The 18,278-nt window shown below is 56.1% G+C and carries 15 protein-coding genes and 1 riboswitch; of the genes, 3 read left to right on the top strand and 12 right to left on the bottom strand.

Features of this window, described 5'->3' with window-relative positions:
- Window positions 1-56 precede the first annotated feature (56 nt).
- Window positions 57-280, bottom strand: a riboswitch (cobalamin riboswitch).
- Window positions 281-373: 93 nt separating this feature from the next.
- Window positions 374-730: a DoxX family protein gene (locus ACAW74_RS23425; RefSeq protein WP_370700678.1), complete on the bottom strand. Its 357-nt coding sequence runs from the start codon at window positions 728-730 to the stop codon at window positions 374-376.
- A 164-nt stretch (window positions 731-894) separates the two neighbouring features.
- Here ACAW74_RS23425 and ACAW74_RS23420 point away from each other — a divergent pair, with 164 nt between their 5' ends.
- The gene (locus ACAW74_RS23420; protein ID WP_370700677.1) at window positions 895-1,284 is read left to right on the top strand and encodes a winged helix-turn-helix transcriptional regulator; all 390 of its coding nucleotides are present in this window, start codon (window positions 895-897) and stop codon (window positions 1,282-1,284) included.
- 10 nt (window positions 1,285-1,294) lie between these two features.
- Here ACAW74_RS23420 and ACAW74_RS23415 read toward each other — a convergent pair whose 3' ends face one another.
- The 9 genes from ACAW74_RS23415 to ACAW74_RS23375 form a co-directional block, all read right to left on the bottom strand.
- Entirely contained in the window at window positions 1,295-2,059 is a 765-nt protein-coding gene (locus tag ACAW74_RS23415) for an EcsC family protein (RefSeq protein WP_370700676.1), read from the bottom strand.
- Between the two features lie 221 nt (window positions 2,060-2,280).
- Window positions 2,281-3,333: a serine hydrolase domain-containing protein gene (locus ACAW74_RS23410; RefSeq protein WP_370700675.1), complete on the bottom strand. Its 1,053-nt coding sequence runs from the start codon at window positions 3,331-3,333 to the stop codon at window positions 2,281-2,283.
- A 210-nt stretch (window positions 3,334-3,543) separates the two neighbouring features.
- Window positions 3,544-4,515: a TssN family type VI secretion system protein gene (locus ACAW74_RS23405; RefSeq protein ID WP_370700674.1), complete on the bottom strand. Its 972-nt coding sequence runs from the start codon at window positions 4,513-4,515 to the stop codon at window positions 3,544-3,546.
- An 85-nt stretch (window positions 4,516-4,600) separates the two neighbouring features.
- Window positions 4,601-7,117, bottom strand: coding sequence for an ATP-dependent Clp protease ATP-binding subunit (locus ACAW74_RS23400; protein WP_370700673.1), 2,517 nt, complete (start codon window positions 7,115-7,117; stop codon window positions 4,601-4,603).
- 56 nt (window positions 7,118-7,173) lie between these two features.
- Window positions 7,174-9,387, bottom strand: coding sequence for a serine/threonine-protein kinase (locus ACAW74_RS23395; protein ID WP_370700672.1), 2,214 nt, complete (start codon window positions 9,385-9,387; stop codon window positions 7,174-7,176).
- A gap of 110 nt (window positions 9,388-9,497) precedes the next feature.
- The gene (locus ACAW74_RS23390; protein ID WP_370700671.1) at window positions 9,498-10,418 is read right to left on the bottom strand and encodes a PP2C family protein-serine/threonine phosphatase; all 921 of its coding nucleotides are present in this window, start codon (window positions 10,416-10,418) and stop codon (window positions 9,498-9,500) included.
- Between the two features lie 115 nt (window positions 10,419-10,533).
- Window positions 10,534-11,259: an FHA domain-containing protein gene (locus ACAW74_RS23385; RefSeq protein WP_370700670.1), complete on the bottom strand. Its 726-nt coding sequence runs from the start codon at window positions 11,257-11,259 to the stop codon at window positions 10,534-10,536.
- A 16-nt stretch (window positions 11,260-11,275) separates the two neighbouring features.
- The gene (locus ACAW74_RS23380) at window positions 11,276-11,899 is read right to left on the bottom strand and encodes an FHA domain-containing protein (RefSeq protein WP_370700669.1); all 624 of its coding nucleotides are present in this window, start codon (window positions 11,897-11,899) and stop codon (window positions 11,276-11,278) included.
- Between the two features lie 98 nt (window positions 11,900-11,997).
- Complete coding sequence (locus tag ACAW74_RS23375; protein WP_370700668.1) at window positions 11,998-12,837, bottom strand: hypothetical protein; 840 nt, start codon at window positions 12,835-12,837, stop codon at window positions 11,998-12,000.
- A 236-nt stretch (window positions 12,838-13,073) separates the two neighbouring features.
- Between ACAW74_RS23375 and ACAW74_RS23370 the strand changes: the two genes are divergently transcribed.
- Window positions 13,074-14,336, top strand: a complete 1,263-nt coding sequence (locus ACAW74_RS23370; protein ID WP_370700667.1) for a hypothetical protein — start codon at window positions 13,074-13,076, stop codon at window positions 14,334-14,336.
- Between the two features lie 51 nt (window positions 14,337-14,387).
- Window positions 14,388-15,233 carry a hypothetical protein gene (locus ACAW74_RS23365; RefSeq protein ID WP_370700666.1) on the top strand — a complete coding sequence of 282 codons (846 nt, stop codon included), beginning with the start codon at window positions 14,388-14,390 and terminating at the stop codon, window positions 15,231-15,233.
- Window positions 15,234-15,256: 23 nt separating this feature from the next.
- On the opposite strand, the gene ACAW74_RS23360 is transcribed toward ACAW74_RS23365, so the two are convergent.
- Window positions 15,257-16,345: a hypothetical protein gene (locus ACAW74_RS23360; protein ID WP_370700665.1), complete on the bottom strand. Its 1,089-nt coding sequence runs from the start codon at window positions 16,343-16,345 to the stop codon at window positions 15,257-15,259.
- Window positions 16,342-18,246, bottom strand: coding sequence for a hypothetical protein (locus tag ACAW74_RS23355; protein ID WP_370700664.1), 1,905 nt, complete (start codon window positions 18,244-18,246; stop codon window positions 16,342-16,344). The genes ACAW74_RS23360 and ACAW74_RS23355 overlap by 4 nt, the downstream gene beginning before the upstream one ends.
- Window positions 18,247-18,278 lie beyond the last annotated feature (32 nt).

The raw sequence follows: 18,278 nt of genomic DNA, 5'->3' as shown, positions 1-18,278 counted from the left end.
CAGCGAACGGAGCCAGGGTGTTCGGGCTATGGGCGGGACATCCTCCGTATCATCCCCAGAGCGGCGAATTGCAGGCAGGTCTCCTGACTTTGCTCACCGGTTCGCGCCTTCCCGATCGGGTCGATCAGTGGCGATGTAGAAAGAACCGGCTCGTTACGCGAGCAGTACAGTTGCGGGGACAGTCCCGGTTTCGGCCCGAAAAATGGGCGTCCGGTGTTCCCTATTAAGCCGTCGGGCCAGCGCTGAGGCTGGCATTGGGCACCCGAATTCGCGGGCAAAGGTAAGGGCGAATCCGGGAAATGATACTGTGTTTGTGTAAAACAGAGCCTACGGGCGAAGTCGACAACGGCTTACCAACTTCGCCCATAAGCAGTTACTCCCACGACAGAAACACCGATCGGTCGCGCAGAAACGCGCTGATCCAGATCAGAACCATGGGCATCACCGCATTGAACGGCGTGCCGTGCGACAGTTCAGTAGCAATGGCCCCGGCAAAGTAGCAGGAGAGTAGAATGAAGCCCAGCTTCATGGTTTTGGGGTATAGGAATAGCAGGGCGAAGCCGATTTCCATGCATCCCAGCAGGATGGCGTATTGCCCAACGCCCACTTTGTTGAGCGTTTCGAGCACCTGCGCCGATTGAGTCAGCTTCAAAATACCGCTCATAATCACCATACCCGCAGCCAGCACCGTAACGATGATGGTTAGAATTCGTTTGCTTTTAGCGTTCACAACTCGTTTTGTTTAGAGATCAAGTCAGAGCCAGTGCCCCAGTGGCAACCAGCCATGGCAAACGTACAGCAGTATGGTTTCTTTTTGTTAGCAGTATCCCAAAGGATACCACTATCCTTTGGGATACCGGCCTGAAACTAGCGCTTGGCTGTTATCTTTAACCTATGAGCACATCAGTCGAAGCTACCGTGGCCGGGCGGGCCATACCGCATTCTGAGCAGGCCTGTAACCAAAGTCTGCAAGCCGTACAGGATGCCCTGTATGTGCTGAATGGCAAATGGAAACTGCCGATCATTATTGCCCTGCGTTCGGGGCCCATCCGCTTTCGGGAGTTGCAGCGCGCCGTAACCGGCATTACGGCCAAAATACTCAGCAAGGAATTGAAAGAGCTGGAAATGAATGAGTTCCTGACTCGAAACGTCTATCCCACCACGCCGGTAACGATTGAATACGAGTTGACGCCCTACAGCGATTCACTCGACACGGTAATCGAAGCGTTGCGGGCCTGGGGCTTGCAGCATCGGACCCGAATCCTGAAAAAAGAGGCGCAGTAACGTACCTGACTTACTGTACGCTGGGTAGCCGGCGGGTCGTGGTGGCCAAGCCTAAACGGCGCATGCGGTAGGCCATGACCGCCGTTTGGCCCAGTTCGTCGATGAGCCGCCAGTTGGCTACGACGCCGACGACGGCTCCAATGCCGGGCACCAGTTGCAGCATTTTGGCCAAGTCGATGTAGTCGCGGTACTCCTGCTGAAAAGTGCGCCAGTCAAACTGATTGATGTCGTCGGGCAAGGTGTGGGCATGTTCGTCCCACCGTTCCATCTGGGCGAAAAGAGCCTGCCGTCGGCTTTGGCTCGAAAAGGCCAGTTGAAACACATGCAGCGCATACAGCCGTTCGCGGTAGTCTTTTACGTCGTAGCCATAGAGCGCGGCGATGTCGTACAACAACTTCATTTTCAGACTGAGTAGCAACGGGAAGTCGGCCAGCCCCACTAGCAGGCCGCCCGCTCCTGTGAGGCCACCCTCGGCGGCTCCTACTCGTTTGTACCAGGCAATGCGGTTCGCTACGTTGCTTTCCCGCTCCGGCAGCGACTGGTCAAACACCGGCGTCGGGGCGGTGTATTCCGAACCCATCAGCACGGCCCGGGTCATGTGCTTAATGGCACCGGTAATGACAGCATGGACCTTTTCGGGGATGATCCGGTTCATGCGCGTTTGCAGCGACTTCGCCAGCCGGTTCATCACCGAGGGGCGCCGACGCATTTGCTCAGCCCAGGTTTGCATTTCGCGGCGGGCGGCTTCTTCGTAAGGGGTTGTAGGTACGTTCATGGCAGGTTGTCGACGGCTGGTTTGCCCGACGTCTGTTGAGTAAACAAAACGGCCCGGCGAATTGATTGATTGACTATCTGTTTGGCTGCTGTCGGGTACGTTCTGCCAGGCCATACTTGCCTGTTGCCGTGTGTCGGGCGGGCCCAATCTGACCTATATCTGTCCAACTCAAAGCTGACTATCCGAATAGTCAGCAGCGGCCACATAATAGCCGTAACTTGTTACTTTCTGTTTGGCTTCTCAATGGCAGGGATAATATATTTCAGCAACATTTCGAAAGGAAGCTTACCGCGCCAGTTGCCATAGTTACTACCTGTGAATACCGCTGTTAAGTTGTACTCAGGAATCAATAGCATATACTGCCCGCCATTGCCGGACGCAAATAAGACTTCCGTACGGATATTTTTGTACGTTAAATTTTCTTTATACCAGAAAAAACCGTAACGCGCACTCTCGTATTTGGCATTGGGGATTCTGGAATATCGCGTAAATGAAAAATCGATAGGGATGTGGCAGTTTGTGGATGTAGTTATCCAGTTTGCACTCACAAGTTGGCGGCCTTTCCAATTACCCTTATTCCTGACTAAATCAATTATTTTGAGCATGTCAACTGGTTTCATGTAGAATGAACCCGCGGTCATGCCCTGGCCCTTCGGCGAGACCGTCCATTTGTAATCGGTAATGTCCAGGGGGGAGAATAGATTTTCTTTAGCAAATGCCATCACGGTCTTTCCACTCGCCCTGGCTATGATTTCCCCTATGAGCATGGGTTCGTTTGAATTGTAAGACCAGTTTAATCCCGGTTTTCTGATCAGGTCAACTGACAAACAGAAGGCTACCCAATCTTGAGTCTTAACCATGTCGCTTTCACATTCGGGCCCTATTTCATACACTTCCTCGCAGTTTAACCCCGACCTCATTTCTAGTAAATTCTGGACGCTGATGTTACGCTTCTCTTCGTCCTTGAGTTCAGGAAAGAAAAGGCCGAGTTTATCATCAAGCCTAATCAGCTTTTTGTCAATAGCAATTCCTGCTAAAAGGCTTGTTATCGATTTGAAAGCCGAACGCGTGTCATGCTGACTGTCTCTGGTAAAACCATTAAAATAGTTTTCTACAATGAGTTTGTCGTTGTGCTTTACCAGAATGGCGTCAATTTTAGGGTACGTTTTATTGATGATTTTTTCATTTAATTCTTTAATATGTGTTGCGTCTACTTGCTGTGCTTGGCAGTTTGTAATAAATAATAGTGATATAATAAAAAAGGTCTTCTTCATTTAGATTGTGATTTTATACTAAGCAGTACGTATGCTTCTGAACGTACCTACTCATTTACAGGAGTGCAGTCGAGGAAGTGCGATCGGTGTGATCAGCAATTAGCGTGTTGTCTGCCATCACAAACAAGAAGCCTACCGCTCTATTGAAAAAAGGGCCTGGTGATTTGATTAATCAAATCACCAGGCCCTTTTTTCATGTCTGGGTACGTTCTACCGGCCTGTGTAACCACCGCCATAAGCACCCCCACCGTTGGGTTGACCTGGGTTGCCGAGAGCGCTGGGTGCTACGCGGCGGGCAGGCTGGCGGCGCGTGGCGATGATGCGGTCACCATCGCGCAGGTGGTTTTCTTCGACGGTTTTGTAGGGATCGATAAACTTCATGGGTTTCCACCACGCACGGCGCATGTAGAAATACCACTCGTAAAATTCGGCGCGGGCATTGGCGATCTCGATCTGCCGGTTGGGGTGTTTGCGGTTGTCTTCATCGAGCGTCAGTTTGAAGCCGTCGCCCACCAGCATCACATCGGGAATCTTCGACCGCATGTCATACGGATTGGGTTCGCCAAACTTCACGTCGAGTACAAACGTCACCACTTTGGTGTTGTTGCGGTCGCGTTCGGTCAGGTTGGGGAGCCGGATCAGCGGGTTGTACCGCCACAGTTTGTAAATCTTCGGTGGAATCTGCTCGTACAGTTCAAACGCCCAGCGGATGAAGTAGGGGAGCGGAAACGCCATAATCGTGCTTGTGAGTGGGCGTACGTTGGCTTTGAACTCCTGTGCAGCCAGCGATTCGAACAACCGACCCCAACTGCCCATGAAAAACATGGTCAGCCCACCCACGATAGCCACGCCGATGGTAAAGATTGAGCCAAGCATGTAGTCGTCGCGCCGAATCCAGCTGAGGCTTCCCCGCATCACGACCACGTGCAGCATACCCAACAGGAATACGATGCCCAGCAGAATGGCGTAAGTCCACAGAACGACGTTGGCGGTGCTGGGTAACAACTCATTGATGATGATGGCATGACCCAGGAAGGCCAGCCCGCCAAACACCAGAATCGTACACAGCATGTAGAGAATAATGCCCCGTACCTCAGGTCGGCGGATAAACCGCCCCTTCGCCTGAGAGACGGTGGTGGTAACTAACGAACGGGCTTCATTGCCAAAGTTGGGGGTGTACATAGAAATGAGTTCAAGGTTCGAAGTTCAATGTCCAATGTGTCGGCAAATAAACTTTGACCACTGGACATTGGACGTAGAACGTTTACTAATTTACCACTTCCGCTTCTGATTCGACTGTCCAAGTGAGCGCCGACTGATCGTCCAGATTGATATGGAGCGTTGAACCAGGGGTTAACTCGCCGCTGATAATCATGCGCGAAATGGGCCGACGTAGCTGACTGCGAATAACGCCTTTGAGCGGCCGGGCGCCGTAACGCGGCGTGAAACCACTGAGCGCCAGTTGCTGCCGTGCCTCGGGGCTGATGGCCAGCGTAATGCCCTGCTTGCGCAGCGGCTCGGTGAGGCCGCGCAGGTGAATGTCGAAAATCTTGACCACGTTGGCTTCCGAAATAGGGGCAAACGGCACAATCTCGGTGAGACGAGCCAGGAATTCGGGCCGGAAGTGGCGGCTCATAATTTCCATCAGGTCGGCGGCGGCAGGGATGGTGCCTTCACCAAACTGTTTCACCACAAATTCGCTGCCGATGTTCGATGTAAACAAGACAACGGCGTTGCTGAAATCGCCCTCTTTACCAAGTCGGTCGTGCAGTTTGCCTTCGTCCAGAATTTGCAGGAAGATGTCGAATACTGACGGGTGAGCCTTTTCGATTTCGTCGAACAGCACCACCGAATACGGCTTCTCGCGGATTTTGTTCACCAACAAACCACCCTGCTCGTAACCAACGTACCCAGGAGGGGCCCCATACAGCAAGGCGGCCGAATGCTCTTCCTTAAACTCCGACATATCGAACCTAATCAGGAACGACTCATCGTTGAACAGGAAGTCGGCCAGGGCTTTAGCCAACTCGGTTTTGCCGGTGCCCGTAGGACCGAGCAGGAAAAAGGCCCCCGTTGGCTGCTTGCCGGTGCTGAGACCCGCCCGCGCTTCCAGAATGGCCGCGGCCAAGGTTTCGACGGCATGATCCTGCCCCACCACACGCTGCCGCAACACCTCGTCCATACGCAACAGCCGGTCGCGCTCGTTGGTTTGTAGTTTACCCATCGGGATACCCGTTTTGGCGGCTACCAGGGCAGCAACATCCTGCTTGCGTACCTGCTCGTGCGGGATACTTGTCAGGGGTAATAGTTGGGCGAGGCGGTCGCGGAGGTAATCGGCCAGCACGTCGGGTAGCTCAATCGTATCGGGCTGCGTCTCGTCAGGGAGTTGCTGTTGCAGAATAGGGCTGATCTTGTTCTGCATTTGCTGCAACAGCCAGCGGTATTCAGCCAGTTGCTCGGCGGGTTCCAGATCAGCTACGCGCTCACTCACGCTATCCAACTCGACCTGCAACGCCTTGATATCTGACTCAGCTGTTTGGCCCATCGTACGAATGGCGGCCATTGTGCGGTCGAGCAGGTCAACGGCAGCGTCGGGCAGGCGGCGATCTTTCACGTACCGCTGTGCCAGCCGAACGGCTTCTTCGGCCACGCCCGGCTCAGTGGCTAGCTGGTGGTGTTCTTCGTAGCGCGGAATCAACGTACCTACCATGCGGGCGGCCGCTACGGTCGTGGGTTCGTGCACGGGTAGCTGCTCGAACCGGCGACTGAACGCCTCGTCTTTCTCCACATACTGCCGGTATTCATCGAGCGTGGTAGCGCCCACGACGGTGAGCTCACCCCGCGCCAGTTCGGGCTTGAGCAATTGGGAAACGCCCGCGCCCACCGACCCCTGCGGGTTGAGCAGCATGTGAATTTCGTCGATAAACAGAATCGGTTTGTCGAGTTGCTTCAGCTCGCGGATGATGTTTTTGATGCGGTCTTCGACTTCGCCTTTGTAAGAGGCCCCCGCCACCAGCGAGCCCAGATCAAGCTCGTAGAGTTCAGAGGCTTTAAGCGATTCGGGCACGGTGCCCGCCACAATCGCCTGCGCGAAACCTTCCACGAGCGCCGTTTTGCCAACGCCCGGTTCGCCCAGCAACATCACGTTGGGTTTGGTGCGGCGCAGCAGAATCTCCAGCATCAGCCGCAGTTCGCGATCGCGGCCCAGAATGGGGTCTAGCTTGCCTTCGCGGGCTACGTCAGTTTTGTTCACGCAGAACCGGCTTAAGGCCGATTGGCCCGTTTGGTCGGGCTGCCCCGCTGCCCCGCCCGTCGGAGCCGTTCCATTCGCCTGACCCGGTTGCAAGCCGTTGAGCACGATACGCTCGTCCTGAATGGCGTCGAGCACTTCTTTCTGGGCCATCGGCAGCGACTTGAGCTGATCTTCCGAGAAAGCCACTTTGGGTTTGAGCAGGGCCGCCAGCACATGTACTGGCTCCACTTCCATCGTTTCAAACTGCGTGGCAATCAGATCGGCCAGTTGAAAGGCGGCCTGTGTCTGTAAATCGCTGGGTGGATTCTCGACGACTTTACCACTGCGAGGCAGCAGTTCGATGCGATAATCGGCCCAATCGCGTAAAAAATGAACGTCTTTACCCAGCGCGGCGACCCAGCTAGCCAGACCCACGTCGTTGTGGAGCAGGCCTTTCAGCAGGTGGGGCGGCGAGACGGCGGCATGCTGCGTTTCTTTAACCAGCGCTTGGGCAATCTGAACGGCTCGTTTGGTGGAAGCAGATAAGGTCATGGGTGGAAGGAGATGAACGGAGGGTGTGAGCCGACACAAGCTACACAAACCGCTCGTTATTTTTTCTGTTCATTTTCAATGAGTTGACCGGGGGCGCAGTTGGGATCGTGGGGTAGTTGCTCCCAGCCAATTTTGCTCACCAGCATGTGTTTCATTTCCTGTCGTTTAAAGCCGGTCAGGTTGGCTTCGTGTTCGGGAAACAGGCTTTGTGTGTAGTTCACCATTGCTTTGGCCCGGATCACGGCCGAATTGACCAGACTATCGTCATAGTCGGGGTTGCAATGTACAAACGACCACAGATAGGGGTTCAGCTCGCCCGTTTTTTCGTAAACGATCTGGTACTCTTTAAACAGCTTCAGCGCCTTGCGGTAGTCTTCGCTCACCACCGGCGATGTCTGGCGGGCGGGGGCGTTGTTTTCCGTTGGTCCTGACGAGTAAATCAGCACCGACGCCAGAATCAGAGCCAACCCGGCAAGGCTGATGAGTCGGGTACTGCGCTGCGTTTTTAGCCGGGTGTAAAGACCCCGCGACTGATCGCGTAAGTCGCCAACCCATTCCCGAACTGGCCAGGGTTCGCGAGGCGGAACCGGCGGTTTGACGGGCGGCGGTGGCGTTTGGAAGGCGGGATCGGCAATCCGTTCCTGCGCAGGTACGTCGTCAGCCGAAACGCCCTGTTGTACATCTACAGGCTGAGCCGTGTCCGGCTGGTCGGCCTGCGCATCGACGGCGGGCGTTTCGACCTCTTCTAACGGTTCGGTTAAAGTCTGCGGGCGCTCGTCGGCCACGATGGCTTCAGAAGCGGGCTCTTCGTCAACAAAAAAGTCGGCCGGTCGGTCGGTGGTGGGTACGTCCAGATCGGCGAAGGGCTCTTCTGGCGTAGGCGTAGCGACTTCGGCAACCACGGGCATCGCCTCGGCGGGTTGGCTGGCTTTTTTGGTGCCGTTTTTCTTAGGTTGGGTCTCCGGTTCTGGCGTTACCCGGGTAGGCTCGGGCTTGTGAAAAGCAGCCAGTGGGGACGCTGGAACTTTCTCGGCGGGGTCGGGCCAGATCGGGTCCAGTTGCTCGGTGAACTGCTGGGTACGTTGGTCGTCATCATCCGCTGGGAACGGCGGCCGGGGCTGGTTCACCGGAACAGGTTCCACAGGCGGCAACACCACCGAGTCGAGCACATCATCGTCGAAGTCGACCGGGCGGTCGGCGATGGGTACGTCGGGTTCGATGGGCTCAACGGGTTTGGCTAGAGCCAACTGCAACCGAAGCTCATTCAGTTTCTGGCTCACCGACAGCAACGTGGCCCGGCTCTCGATGGCTTCTAGCAGCTCGACGGCCTCGGCCAATTGTCCGGCTTTAATCAGCTTATCGGCTTCGATGAGCTGGGGTTGCACCGACAGCAACGTCAGAAGTTCTTCGGTCGACTGAACGCGCTCAGTGGGGTCGGCCAGGAGGCAACGGCGGATGATCTGCTGATAGGGTTCCGGAATCGTCTCCATATCGGGCGGATACCGCTGCTCATCGGCATTGCGCCAGAAGGTGTACGCTTCTTCGCGTTGCAGATCAGGGAACGACCGCCGGGCAATCATGAATTTACCGGTGATGATTTCGTATAGGATAATCCCGAACGCCCACAGATCGGCATTGTAGCTGAGACTCTGGGAGCGCAGTTGCTCGGGAGCCATGTAGGTTACCGTGCCGACGCGCATCGAGTTCTGCATCAGCGTGTGCGCTTCCGGGTTTTCGCTCAGCAATTTGCTGATTCCGAAATCGGCAATGACGGGCCGGTACGCAGCGCCATCGGCATCAATGTATTTCACCAGCAGAATATTCTCCGGCTTAATGTCGCGGTGAATGACTTGGTGGCGGTGCAGGTGGGCCAGCCCTTTCAAAAACTCTTCAGTAAAACGCCGCTGCTGGGCTTCCGTGAGCTGATGCCAGGGTAAGGCATTGTGCGTCAGGTTGCCGTCGCGGTAGAATTTCATCACCAGAAACTCAAACGTACCGAAGGGTGTGGCGTAGCGGCCATAATACACATAGCGCACCACAAACCGGTTGGGGGGCAGCGCCTGCGTGTGCGTAAACTCTTTTTCTAAGGTAATGAGATCACTGTCAGGGCTATATAGCCGTCGTTTGATGGCTACCTCTTCGTTGGTTTCCAGATCAACACCCCGATAAATTTCCCCATGCCCGCCCCGTGCCAGCGGCTGGCTGTAGTCGCAGGAGAATTGCTGGGTAAATGCCTCGTAGGTTTCAAACTGTTGCTTACGGTATTCCACAACGTAGTGTGTTAAGCTGACATTCGATGAATGAGTGCAGGTAGCCAACGTGTTGTCGTTCACGTTGGCGGTTGATTTTCAACCCCTGTTCTTTTTTACCACCAGTTAAATTACGAAAAAAGCCGTTGTAACCAACCTCTTTCGCGGGGTTGTGGGTCGTCGAGTAATAACGAGAAGTCGTTGGATGTTTCGGGGGGGGGCGCAGCGGCTGGCTCGGCCAAACGGGCCGGTTGGGGATAGTCCGGGTCGGGCAGCGGAGTCAGTGGCGCCACTTCGGCCACCCGGATCAGGTAACCCGAAAAATTGTCGCGGGAGCCGTCGGAACAGGCGCGCAGAATATGACTTACTTTCTGAGAATCGGAGAGAGTCGTTGTGCTCAGGATCCGTAGCAGGTCTTCGTTGCTCAGGCATTCCAATACACCATCGGTGCAGAGAAAGAAGTAGTCGTCGGCGGCGATGTCCTGCGTGATGTAAACCGTGATCGACGACGGACGCCCGCTCCCCTGAATAGCCCGGGTAATGACGTTGCGGCGCGGATGATTCAGGGCTTCTTCGGGGGTGATCTGCTTGGCCCGAACCAGTTCGTTCACCAGCGAATGGTCGGTGGTCTGATGCAGGATTGAGTCGCCTCGCACGTGATACACCCGACTGTCGCCCACGTGCCCGATGGTAACGCCCTGCTCGTGCAAACTCAAGAGCGTCAGGGTAGTCGACATACCCGTCAGGTTGGCTTCCGGCTCTTCGGCAATCGCCTGATCGAAGGCTTCTTCGACAGCCTGCAAAGCCGACCGCACAAAGGGAGCCGTTACGGCCGCGCCGGGGTTATTCTTGAAGTAGCGGAACATGGCCTCGCCAGCCAGCAAGCTGGCCAACTCGCCTCGCTGGGCGCCACCGACACCATCGCAGACGACAAACAGCCGGTCGTTGATAACCGCTCTGCCGGGCAGGGGCAGCACATAATCTTCGTTGTTGTCCCGACGGCCCCGTTCTGAGAAGCCAATAGGGGGGTAGATGGCCGTAACGCTATACATGGAGAAAAGGTCATTAGGCGTTGCCGTCACTCGCTTCGCTGTCAGTTTGTGGAGCAATACGCAACAGTAAACGACAGTGAATGACTATACAAGACTACTTACCGACCGCTTTGTTTTAAAAGACAGTCGTTTTGTTCGGATCATACAGGCCATCCTGGGTGTCGTTGGAACTGGACACCGAACCATCAGAGGCCTGATCGATTCCAAATCGAAGAATGGTGACACCCGCGGTGATGAAATCGTTGGGTTCGAGACAAACGCCGTCCTGCTGCTCCTTCACCTGCTTATTGGCGTATAGTTGCAACACGTGTGTTTGCTCTTCGGTCTGTCGCGTGATGCGCGTACCGTGCACACTCCCGCAGTCAGACAGAATGTAAGAGGGGCGCCGGTTGTGCACCCGGCAGTCGATTTGGAAGTGCAGACGGCTCATCTTTTTATCTTCCGACGGGATGGGGTAATCACACACGTCGAAATCCGATTTTCGGCCGTAGGTCTGGACACTGCCTTCCTCAATTGGCAGCCGATGAATACCGCCGTCGGTGCTTTGAACTTCCAGATAGGCAATCTGCCGGCCGCTGGGCTCGTCGGCAAGGGCAATGGTGGGTGTACCCGACGAAGCGGGAGGCGTTGCCCCGCTGCTCATGGCGGCAGCCCCCTGCACTGCGGCGGCGGCTACGGGCGGTGGTGCAGGTTCGGCTTCGCCGGCGCAGTAGACCAGGCATTTGGTGGGTTTGCCCGCCTGGCAGACCACCATCGCCGTCTGGTCAACGACCCACGGAAGAGCACTTTCGGTGTTGAAATGCTTTTTGCATTCCGGGCAGTTGAATCGGTAGAGTCCCATAAAGGCGTCGTCGTGGCTAGACCGTCCAAATCGCTCCGCATCCCGCCAGACAGCGGCCCTGCTTCTGATTGACTGAACGTTGAAGGAGCATCTGAAAACTCGAATCGCGGGTTAGCGGAAAGGGCGTGCCGCATTTGGGGCACGCATACAAGGTGGTCATTTTTGCGTCGATTTCAGCCAGGGTGCGGCGTTTTTGCGCCATCCGTTCGGCACCCATCAAACGCCCCAGCGCCATACCCACCACGGGTACGCCCATCAACAGATCGGCTCCCTGATCGAGCAGACTGCGGCTTTCCAGCCCTTCTTTCAGCGACTCGTACTCATTCCAGATGTGCTCCAGTTCGGCAAACTCCTTCGTATAATCGTCGGGATTGCGGGTGAAGGCTTTCGTGAGGCGGCGGTACGTAATCAACTGGTTGCCCATCCGAATCTGATCGTCGGGTTGCAGGCGACGGCGCGTGATCCGAAACTCGTTAACAAACGTGCCGTTGGAGCTGTTGTTGTCTTCCAGCCAGAACTCATCGCCCAGCCGCATCACCTGAGCATGCTGCTCTGATACCGACAGCGTCGGGATGACAATATGGTTGCTTTTGCTCCGGCCAACCGTAACAACGGGCGGCTTCACGTTTGGTGCGGTCATAGAAGGGAAGGAGGAGAGGCGTTCAATGCCCAAGGTTCAACGACGACCGGAAAGCCTGACTGCTGCCGACGTTGAACCTTGAACCTTGGACAAATTTACTACTCAGCCATGTGCAGGCCTACGTCGTGCCCGCTGATCTGGTCATGCACCTGATCGTAGTGGTCGGCAACGTCGTCGTGCCCAACAATCCGGTGGCCCATGTACTCGTCTTCCGAGTCGATATGGGGTCCCATGCCGGTATGTTCGGCGGTGGCCAGTTCGGTGTGTTCGGCAGCAACCGGGGTGATTTCGGGGTAGGCAGCGGCTGTACCAACGGCGGCCGCCATCGGAACTGATACCGGGGTGATTTCAGGTACGTCGTGCTCACTCGCCGGAGCGGGCTCAACCTCCGTATGGCTGGCCAGCATGGGTGCTGCCTGATGGTGGGCCTGTGGCTCGTGGTGCTGGGCCGGCACTGGTGTTACCTCGGGTTGAGCCCCATCGAGCGAGGCCACAAAAGCCTGCCGCTCAGCTGGCGAGAGGGCGTCCAGTTCTTCGGTATAATAGGTATTGTACGTATTGCCGTGCCAGGTAAAGTAATGTCCTGGGCCAACTAGGTGGCGGGCAGCGGCAAACGCTTTATCGAACGTGTCGAGATTGTCCAGGTCGTTCATCGACGACACGCCGCTCGTATTCGAGATCGGTACAATCAGGGGTGGCTCGGTGGGGGTAACGCTGCTATCGTAGCGGTTGGCATCCGACAGGTCCTCTTCGCTAACGCTGTTGTTGTCGCTGTCGTCGAGCATGCCTAATCCAATGGCCGAGGCAGCCAACAGGGTAGTTCCCCCAGCTGCTACAGCCACGTTTTTCTTCTGATCGGGCGAGGTCACCCGGTTTGCTTCTACATACTCGGGCTCCTGGCCGTTGGTATATTCCTGCGCGTTATCGTAAGGATTCATACGTGCTGATGTGTTTACTGAGAAGAATAAAACCGTTGAACGACTAAAGTACGTTTTGTTGAAAACTAAACCTATATATTAACGCTCCAAAGGTAGGCTTAGTCTACTTTTCGGTCAATTACGTCCCGAGCGGCCGAAGTTGCCTTACGCTTACTAAAGCGGTTTTACGTTTATATAATAAGCGCTTCTTTTGTCATACTACTAATTGGGCCATACCGTAAAAATCGTTTCCTGTTATGTTGCCAAAAGTTGAACACCTACCCGTGAACTGGGTTGACGGCATGAAAATAGCCCGCCGTCACTTCTCCGACTTTGAACACTTCGTGACGGATCACGTGCGCGATGCGTCGGCGGTAAACCTGCTGTCATCGACCTACGGGCTGCTGTTGTCCGACGCCCCGCCGTTCAACCTGCAAGTGATCATCGATCAGAACGAAAATATTCAGGTTCGGTTGAGCAACTGCCGGGCGATCACGGGCTCAGGCGGGCGGGTCGAACTGATTGACAGACCTGTTGAGCTATCGACGAGCTTGCAGGCTGTGCTCGATAAATACAACATGCCGCGCTCCGACGATCTGAAACTGCTGATCGTGCTGACCGTCGATCCTTTCCGGCGCACACCCGAGGGGCAGCCGGCCAACAACGAGCCCTTTCCGCGGCCGCCGTTCACGCTGCCGACCTACCAACTGACGATCGTGCCGAACTACCAGACCGATACCACGGCCGTTGACCCCAACGCCGTCCGGCCATCGGTTGGGTACGTCTCGCCCGATTTTGAGTCGTACCATCTGGTCGTGGGACAGCTCAACGGTAAATTCGGTGTACTGACCAACGACGAATCGTACATACCCGCCTGTTCGGCGCTGGGGGCGCACTCGGGCCTGCTGGCCTGGGCTGACCGGTCGCAGAAGCTGTTTGCCGAGGTGCAACGTGATGCGGTTCAGATTGTGGCGAAAGTGATTCGGAAACGCCGGACCGACCAGGCCTTCCGGGCGGGCGCGCTGGCCGAGATGATCCGGGTGCTGGCCGAAGAAGTGGCGCAATCGCTCGACGATGTGTTGAATCACCTGCACTTCGGCGGGCGTGAGCAGGCGCCGATCACGTACCTGCGCTACATTGTGCGGGCGACTCGTCAGCTCAAAACGACGCTCGACTGCCTCTGCGAACCCGATAAGAACTCGGCTTCGTCGGGCCGGGAACAGGTGTTGCCTTACTTCCAGAGCTGGACCAATCTGGAACCGGCGCTGGTTGAAAAGGCACTGGTCGAGGTAATCACGAAACCGTATCAGCATGCGCAGTTGCAGCCTTATACCGTGGCGATTGACCGCTGCTGGGGAATGATTCAGCAGATCTTCCGGAAAATGACCGAGCTGGAGTACATTGGTCAGGAAAACACCGACTACAATTTCGACACCCAACGCCGGTCGACGCACGTCAGCGAAGCGCCCAATCAACAACGCGTATTGGATCCGTTCAATAACGGCTACAGCTTTCAATAGACGACAGACAACCACTCATCTTTTTGATTAAACATCCCAATTACCTTACGAATGGAAGCCATAAACAGTGCAGAGCGTAGTGCCTCTATCTTCAACTTCGCTTTGGTTTATCTGCTCATCACAGCGGTGCCGGTGGGTATCACCTACATTATGACCAAAAAGGCGGGCAGCACCAGTGCCAACGCCAAAGCTGTGGTTGAGCAGCGCGATCTGGCCGAGGAAATGAAAGCCTGCCAGACGTTTGTGAAGAAAATGGAAGAAATTGACAAGACCCGTCCTGAAGAAACGGCTTCGTCGGAAACCTGGAATGCCTGGATCAACGACGCCGACCGGCAGAACAATCAGTTCAAAAACCGGGTCGATCAATTCCAGAAGAACGCCCGATTCTCGGGCGCTCGGTTGGCCATGCGCGATATGGCCTGTTCGTACCTGTACCGGGTTTTCAACGAGCGCCGGAACTACCTCGCCAAACGTACCCAGCTGCTCAATTTCAAGGATGATACGGCCGAGATTCAGGACTTGAAGGGGAAAGTGCAGGGGCTTGAAGGCGAAAAAACGAACCTGAACACGCAGAACGCTATGCTCCAGGCCCAATTAGCCCAGATGGCGGCTACCGTGGGCAAGAGTGGTGGCAGTGGCGGGAGCGGCGGCGGTGGAGGCGGGGGCGGCGAGCTCGACGCCCTCAAAGCCGAACTGGAATACTGCGAGGCGTCGAGCGCCAAAGACAAAGCTGATCTGCTCGAAAAGTATAACGACAAAACCAAGCGCCGCGAGCTCTACACCGAAGCCCGGCAGGACATGATGCGGATTCGGCAGAATCCCAAAGCCAGCTTTGCCATTCGTAAGCAGATTCGGCAGGATCTGGACGAAATCGACCGGGCGATGGCACGCTTGTAACTGAACCCAGGCCCTTAGTAGGGTCAAATATACGTGGTGCTACCCAGTACACTCAGGGTGCTATCCAGCTCGCTCTGCGGCGTTTTCACGGTGAACGTTCGTTTCACCTGCGGGTTTTTCGACAGCCGACCCGCCTGCGTTGGTACACTAAACGGCGTCGAGAGTTCGTCCCTGATTTTCAGGTTGACCACCACATCCGTCTCATACGGCATAAAGTACTCGATCAGCAGATTGACGATCTTCCGGCTATCGCCGACGAAGATGACTCTCCCGTCGAAATGAATTTCCAGAAACTCGTTCAGGCGAGTGGGATGCAACGGCCCAATGCTGATTTCGTAGGCCGGCATCGTATCCTGATAGACCCCTTCCAGCGCAAAACTGCCTAATTCTGCCTTCGATAGTTCGCTGGGGGCGGGCGTCTCGTTCTCGCTCAGGGTAATCAGGTGCAACAGGGGCGGTATAGTACGAATCGCCACTGGTACGCCCAGAATGAGCGTGAACACCTGCGATACCAGTTCGGTGTTGTGTACCAGCCGATGGGCAATAGGCAGCAGATGAAGCAGGTTGTTAAGTTGCCGCAGGTCGAGCAGATCGGGTGGCAAGCCCCAGAACTGGCGCAATACCGCTCCCTGGTCGTTTTGCCGTAGCGTTTGCTCATTAATGAGGTACTTGCGCTCCTCCAGTTCCATGGCCAGCCCCTGCAAGTAAAACTCCTGCTCGATGGGCTGGAAAAACTGCCGCATACCCCGTTGCCGCCGGGCCTGCTCGTCGATATCGTCGAAGATTTCGGCCTGATCGCGCCCCAGGTTACTCGGTTGGTGAAAGAGGCCTTCGGGCAGGTAATCGTAGATGCCATCGCGGTGCACCTCGATGTTGATGTACTGCGGCCGCGCCGGATCGATCGACGCCGGGCCGGTTCCCCACACATCAGGGTTACCTACAGCCGCCCGGCCGATGTCGTGCCGGTAGCTTCGCTCAAACAGCCCGGCCGGGTGAATGAGCAGTTCGCGCATGGGGTTGACGCCGTCGTAGAAGAGTTCGGCCAAGACGACTTCCAGCCGCACGTCGCTGCGCAGCCGCCCAATTTGTTCGGCAATGATGTCGGGCCTCATAGCGTGCGGATGGGAGCGAAGGTAGCCTGCATACGTACCCGGTAGGGCAGGTTCATGGCCGAGCGGGCAGCAAGGTGTTGCTGGCAGCGGTCGCACTCGGCGTCCCATTCGGTGGGAGTGAGGTTGGTGCGGCTCCGCGGCACAATTACGACGTCGAGACAGCGAACGTACCCAGCCCCTTCGATGAGGTTTTCGGCAAACGCTTTCTGCACCTGTACATCGACCGGAATCCCCCCCAGTCGGCCAAAGAAATAGGCCTTGCACTCGGCTTCGATATCGGCGATCGTGACAAGACGCTGCCGGGTCAATAGGGTCTGGCGCAGGTGATATTCTTTCTCATCGACAGTGGGTTTGTTTTGTCCGCCTACCGTACTGGTTACCAGAAAAAGGTCTTCGGGGCCGGTGCGGATGGAATCGTAGCCGCCGTAATAGCTCAGGTACGTTCCTGCCGGAATGTAGTTGGCCGACTTGCCGTTGGTGCTCCAGAATTCGACAAATACATTGCTGTCGTTGCGGCGCGGCTTAATGAAAATGTAAGGGTGCCCCATTTTGAACCCTTCGGTCGGCATAGCCTGCAACTGTTGCCCGAGGTCGTCCAGGTTCCGTTTCAGTTCGTCCAGCGTTTTCACGAACCAGCCCGACCCCAGCGCCCGGAAGGCCCGGTTTTCATCGAGCAAGAGTTGCTGTACCTGCTGAAGCAGATCGTGGGCGTTGCGTTCATCGAACCGGCCCACGTCGTGCGGGCGCCACATGAACGAGTCTTCCTCCAACTCGTCGAAGTCGCGTAGGGGCGACGATCGGAACAAATCTTTGCTATCGGCATCGTAGACGCGCCGGATAAACAGAAACTCGATGTCGGATTTGAGCGGATAGACGTTCAGCGCCAGCGAAAGGCGTTGCTGCATGCGGTTGAGCTGCCGGTTCATGACCGGGAAACAGTTCATCCGAACATCCATGTTGGCGATGGCGAGAGGCGGAAAATCGCGGCTGAGGCGCAGTTCGAGCCAGAGCAGGGGGCGGTTGCCAAAGAGCCGCGTCTGTTGTTCGTTGAACTGGTAGCCGGGTGGCGTGAGGCTGCGGGCCAGTCCCCATTCATCGCGCGTATGTACGTTACCGAGCGTCATGAAGCTCCGGCTGTAGAGGTTCAGTACATCCTGTTCGAGCAGGTGCAGTACGTCGAGTTGTGGGCCCAGATGCGCCGCGTGCGTATCGGGACTGATAAACCCCGGATACACGGGAATGGGTTGCCCGTTGAGGTGCCAGGTCGACTGATAGCCATCGTGCAGCTTACGGTAGTACACCGCTTTTTGCTGCGGTGATTCCGATTCCCAGTCGAAGTGCAGCGGCAGCCCACCGATCGACGGTACGTAGTCGTCGAGTTCGAGCCCGACCCAGACCGACTGGTAGGGGGTGGTGAAGGTAGGCTGCGCCTGCTTTTCCCACTGCATGCGGTCGAAACCGCGAAACTCGGTAATTCCCTGCTCGCTCACCAGAAACCGCACCTCGCCGTTGGCCAGACGACTTTTTACGACGGGCGAAAAAAAGACGTCGCGCTGAACGCCTTCCCGCACGGGCGGCCGGTGGTAAAACTGAACCGACGGATCGAGGTCGAGCAGGAAATCGTCGGGGCGGGCGTGAAAAATGGCGTGGGCAGGGCGGGGCAGGTCGATGACCTCTGGACACATCACGCTCGCCAGCCGGTTGACAATGTGGCCCCGCGTTTGCTCGATGGATTTGGCGGTATTTTCCAACTCGAACGCACAGGCCTCCATCAGGTAGCTAACCAGCGGATCGGTGGCTTCGACGTCTTTGCCGCGCATCTGCCAGATGGCCGAGGCGTAGCGAATCATGCGCTTCCGAATCTCGTCGCGCGTAAAATCTTTAGCAGTAAGTTGGTTCATAAACGAGGTGAGGATCGAGAAGTAAGGCGGCC

Source organism: Fibrella musci, assembly GCF_041321105.1.
Lineage (GTDB): Bacteria > Bacteroidota > Bacteroidia > Cytophagales > Spirosomataceae > Fibrella > Fibrella musci.
Note: the sequence above shows the minus strand (reverse complement) of the source record. Positions and strands in the feature narration are given on the sequence as shown.

Bases quoted from the DNA above. Each gene is read 5' to 3' on its own strand.
- ACAW74_RS23420 (WP_370700677.1), top strand. From the start codon at position 895: ATGAGCACATCAGTCGAAGCTACCGTGGCCGGGCGGGCCATACCGCAT.
- ACAW74_RS23415 (WP_370700676.1), bottom strand. From the start codon at position 2,059: ATGAACGTACCTACAACCCCTTACGAAGAAGCCGCCCGCCGCGAAATG.
- ACAW74_RS23410 (WP_370700675.1), bottom strand. From the start codon at position 3,333: ATGAAGAAGACCTTTTTTATTATATCACTATTATTTATTACAAACTGC.
- ACAW74_RS23405 (WP_370700674.1), bottom strand. From the start codon at position 4,515: ATGTACACCCCCAACTTTGGCAATGAAGCCCGTTCGTTAGTTACCACC.
- ACAW74_RS23400 (WP_370700673.1), bottom strand. From the start codon at position 7,117: ATGACCTTATCTGCTTCCACCAAACGAGCCGTTCAGATTGCCCAAGCG.
- ACAW74_RS23390 (WP_370700671.1), bottom strand. From the start codon at position 10,418: ATGTATAGCGTTACGGCCATCTACCCCCCTATTGGCTTCTCAGAACGG.
- ACAW74_RS23385 (WP_370700670.1), bottom strand. From the start codon at position 11,259: ATGGGACTCTACCGATTCAACTGCCCGGAATGCAAAAAGCATTTCAAC.
- ACAW74_RS23380 (WP_370700669.1), bottom strand. From the start codon at position 11,899: ATGACCGCACCAAACGTGAAGCCGCCCGTTGTTACGGTTGGCCGGAGC.
- ACAW74_RS23375 (WP_370700668.1), bottom strand. From the start codon at position 12,837: ATGAATCCTTACGATAACGCGCAGGAATATACCAACGGCCAGGAGCCC.
- ACAW74_RS23370 (WP_370700667.1), top strand. From the start codon at position 13,074: ATGTTGCCAAAAGTTGAACACCTACCCGTGAACTGGGTTGACGGCATG.
- ACAW74_RS23365 (WP_370700666.1), top strand. From the start codon at position 14,388: ATGGAAGCCATAAACAGTGCAGAGCGTAGTGCCTCTATCTTCAACTTC.
- ACAW74_RS23360 (WP_370700665.1), bottom strand. From the start codon at position 16,345: ATGAGGCCCGACATCATTGCCGAACAAATTGGGCGGCTGCGCAGCGAC.
- ACAW74_RS23355 (WP_370700664.1), bottom strand. From the start codon at position 18,246: ATGAACCAACTTACTGCTAAAGATTTTACGCGCGACGAGATTCGGAAG.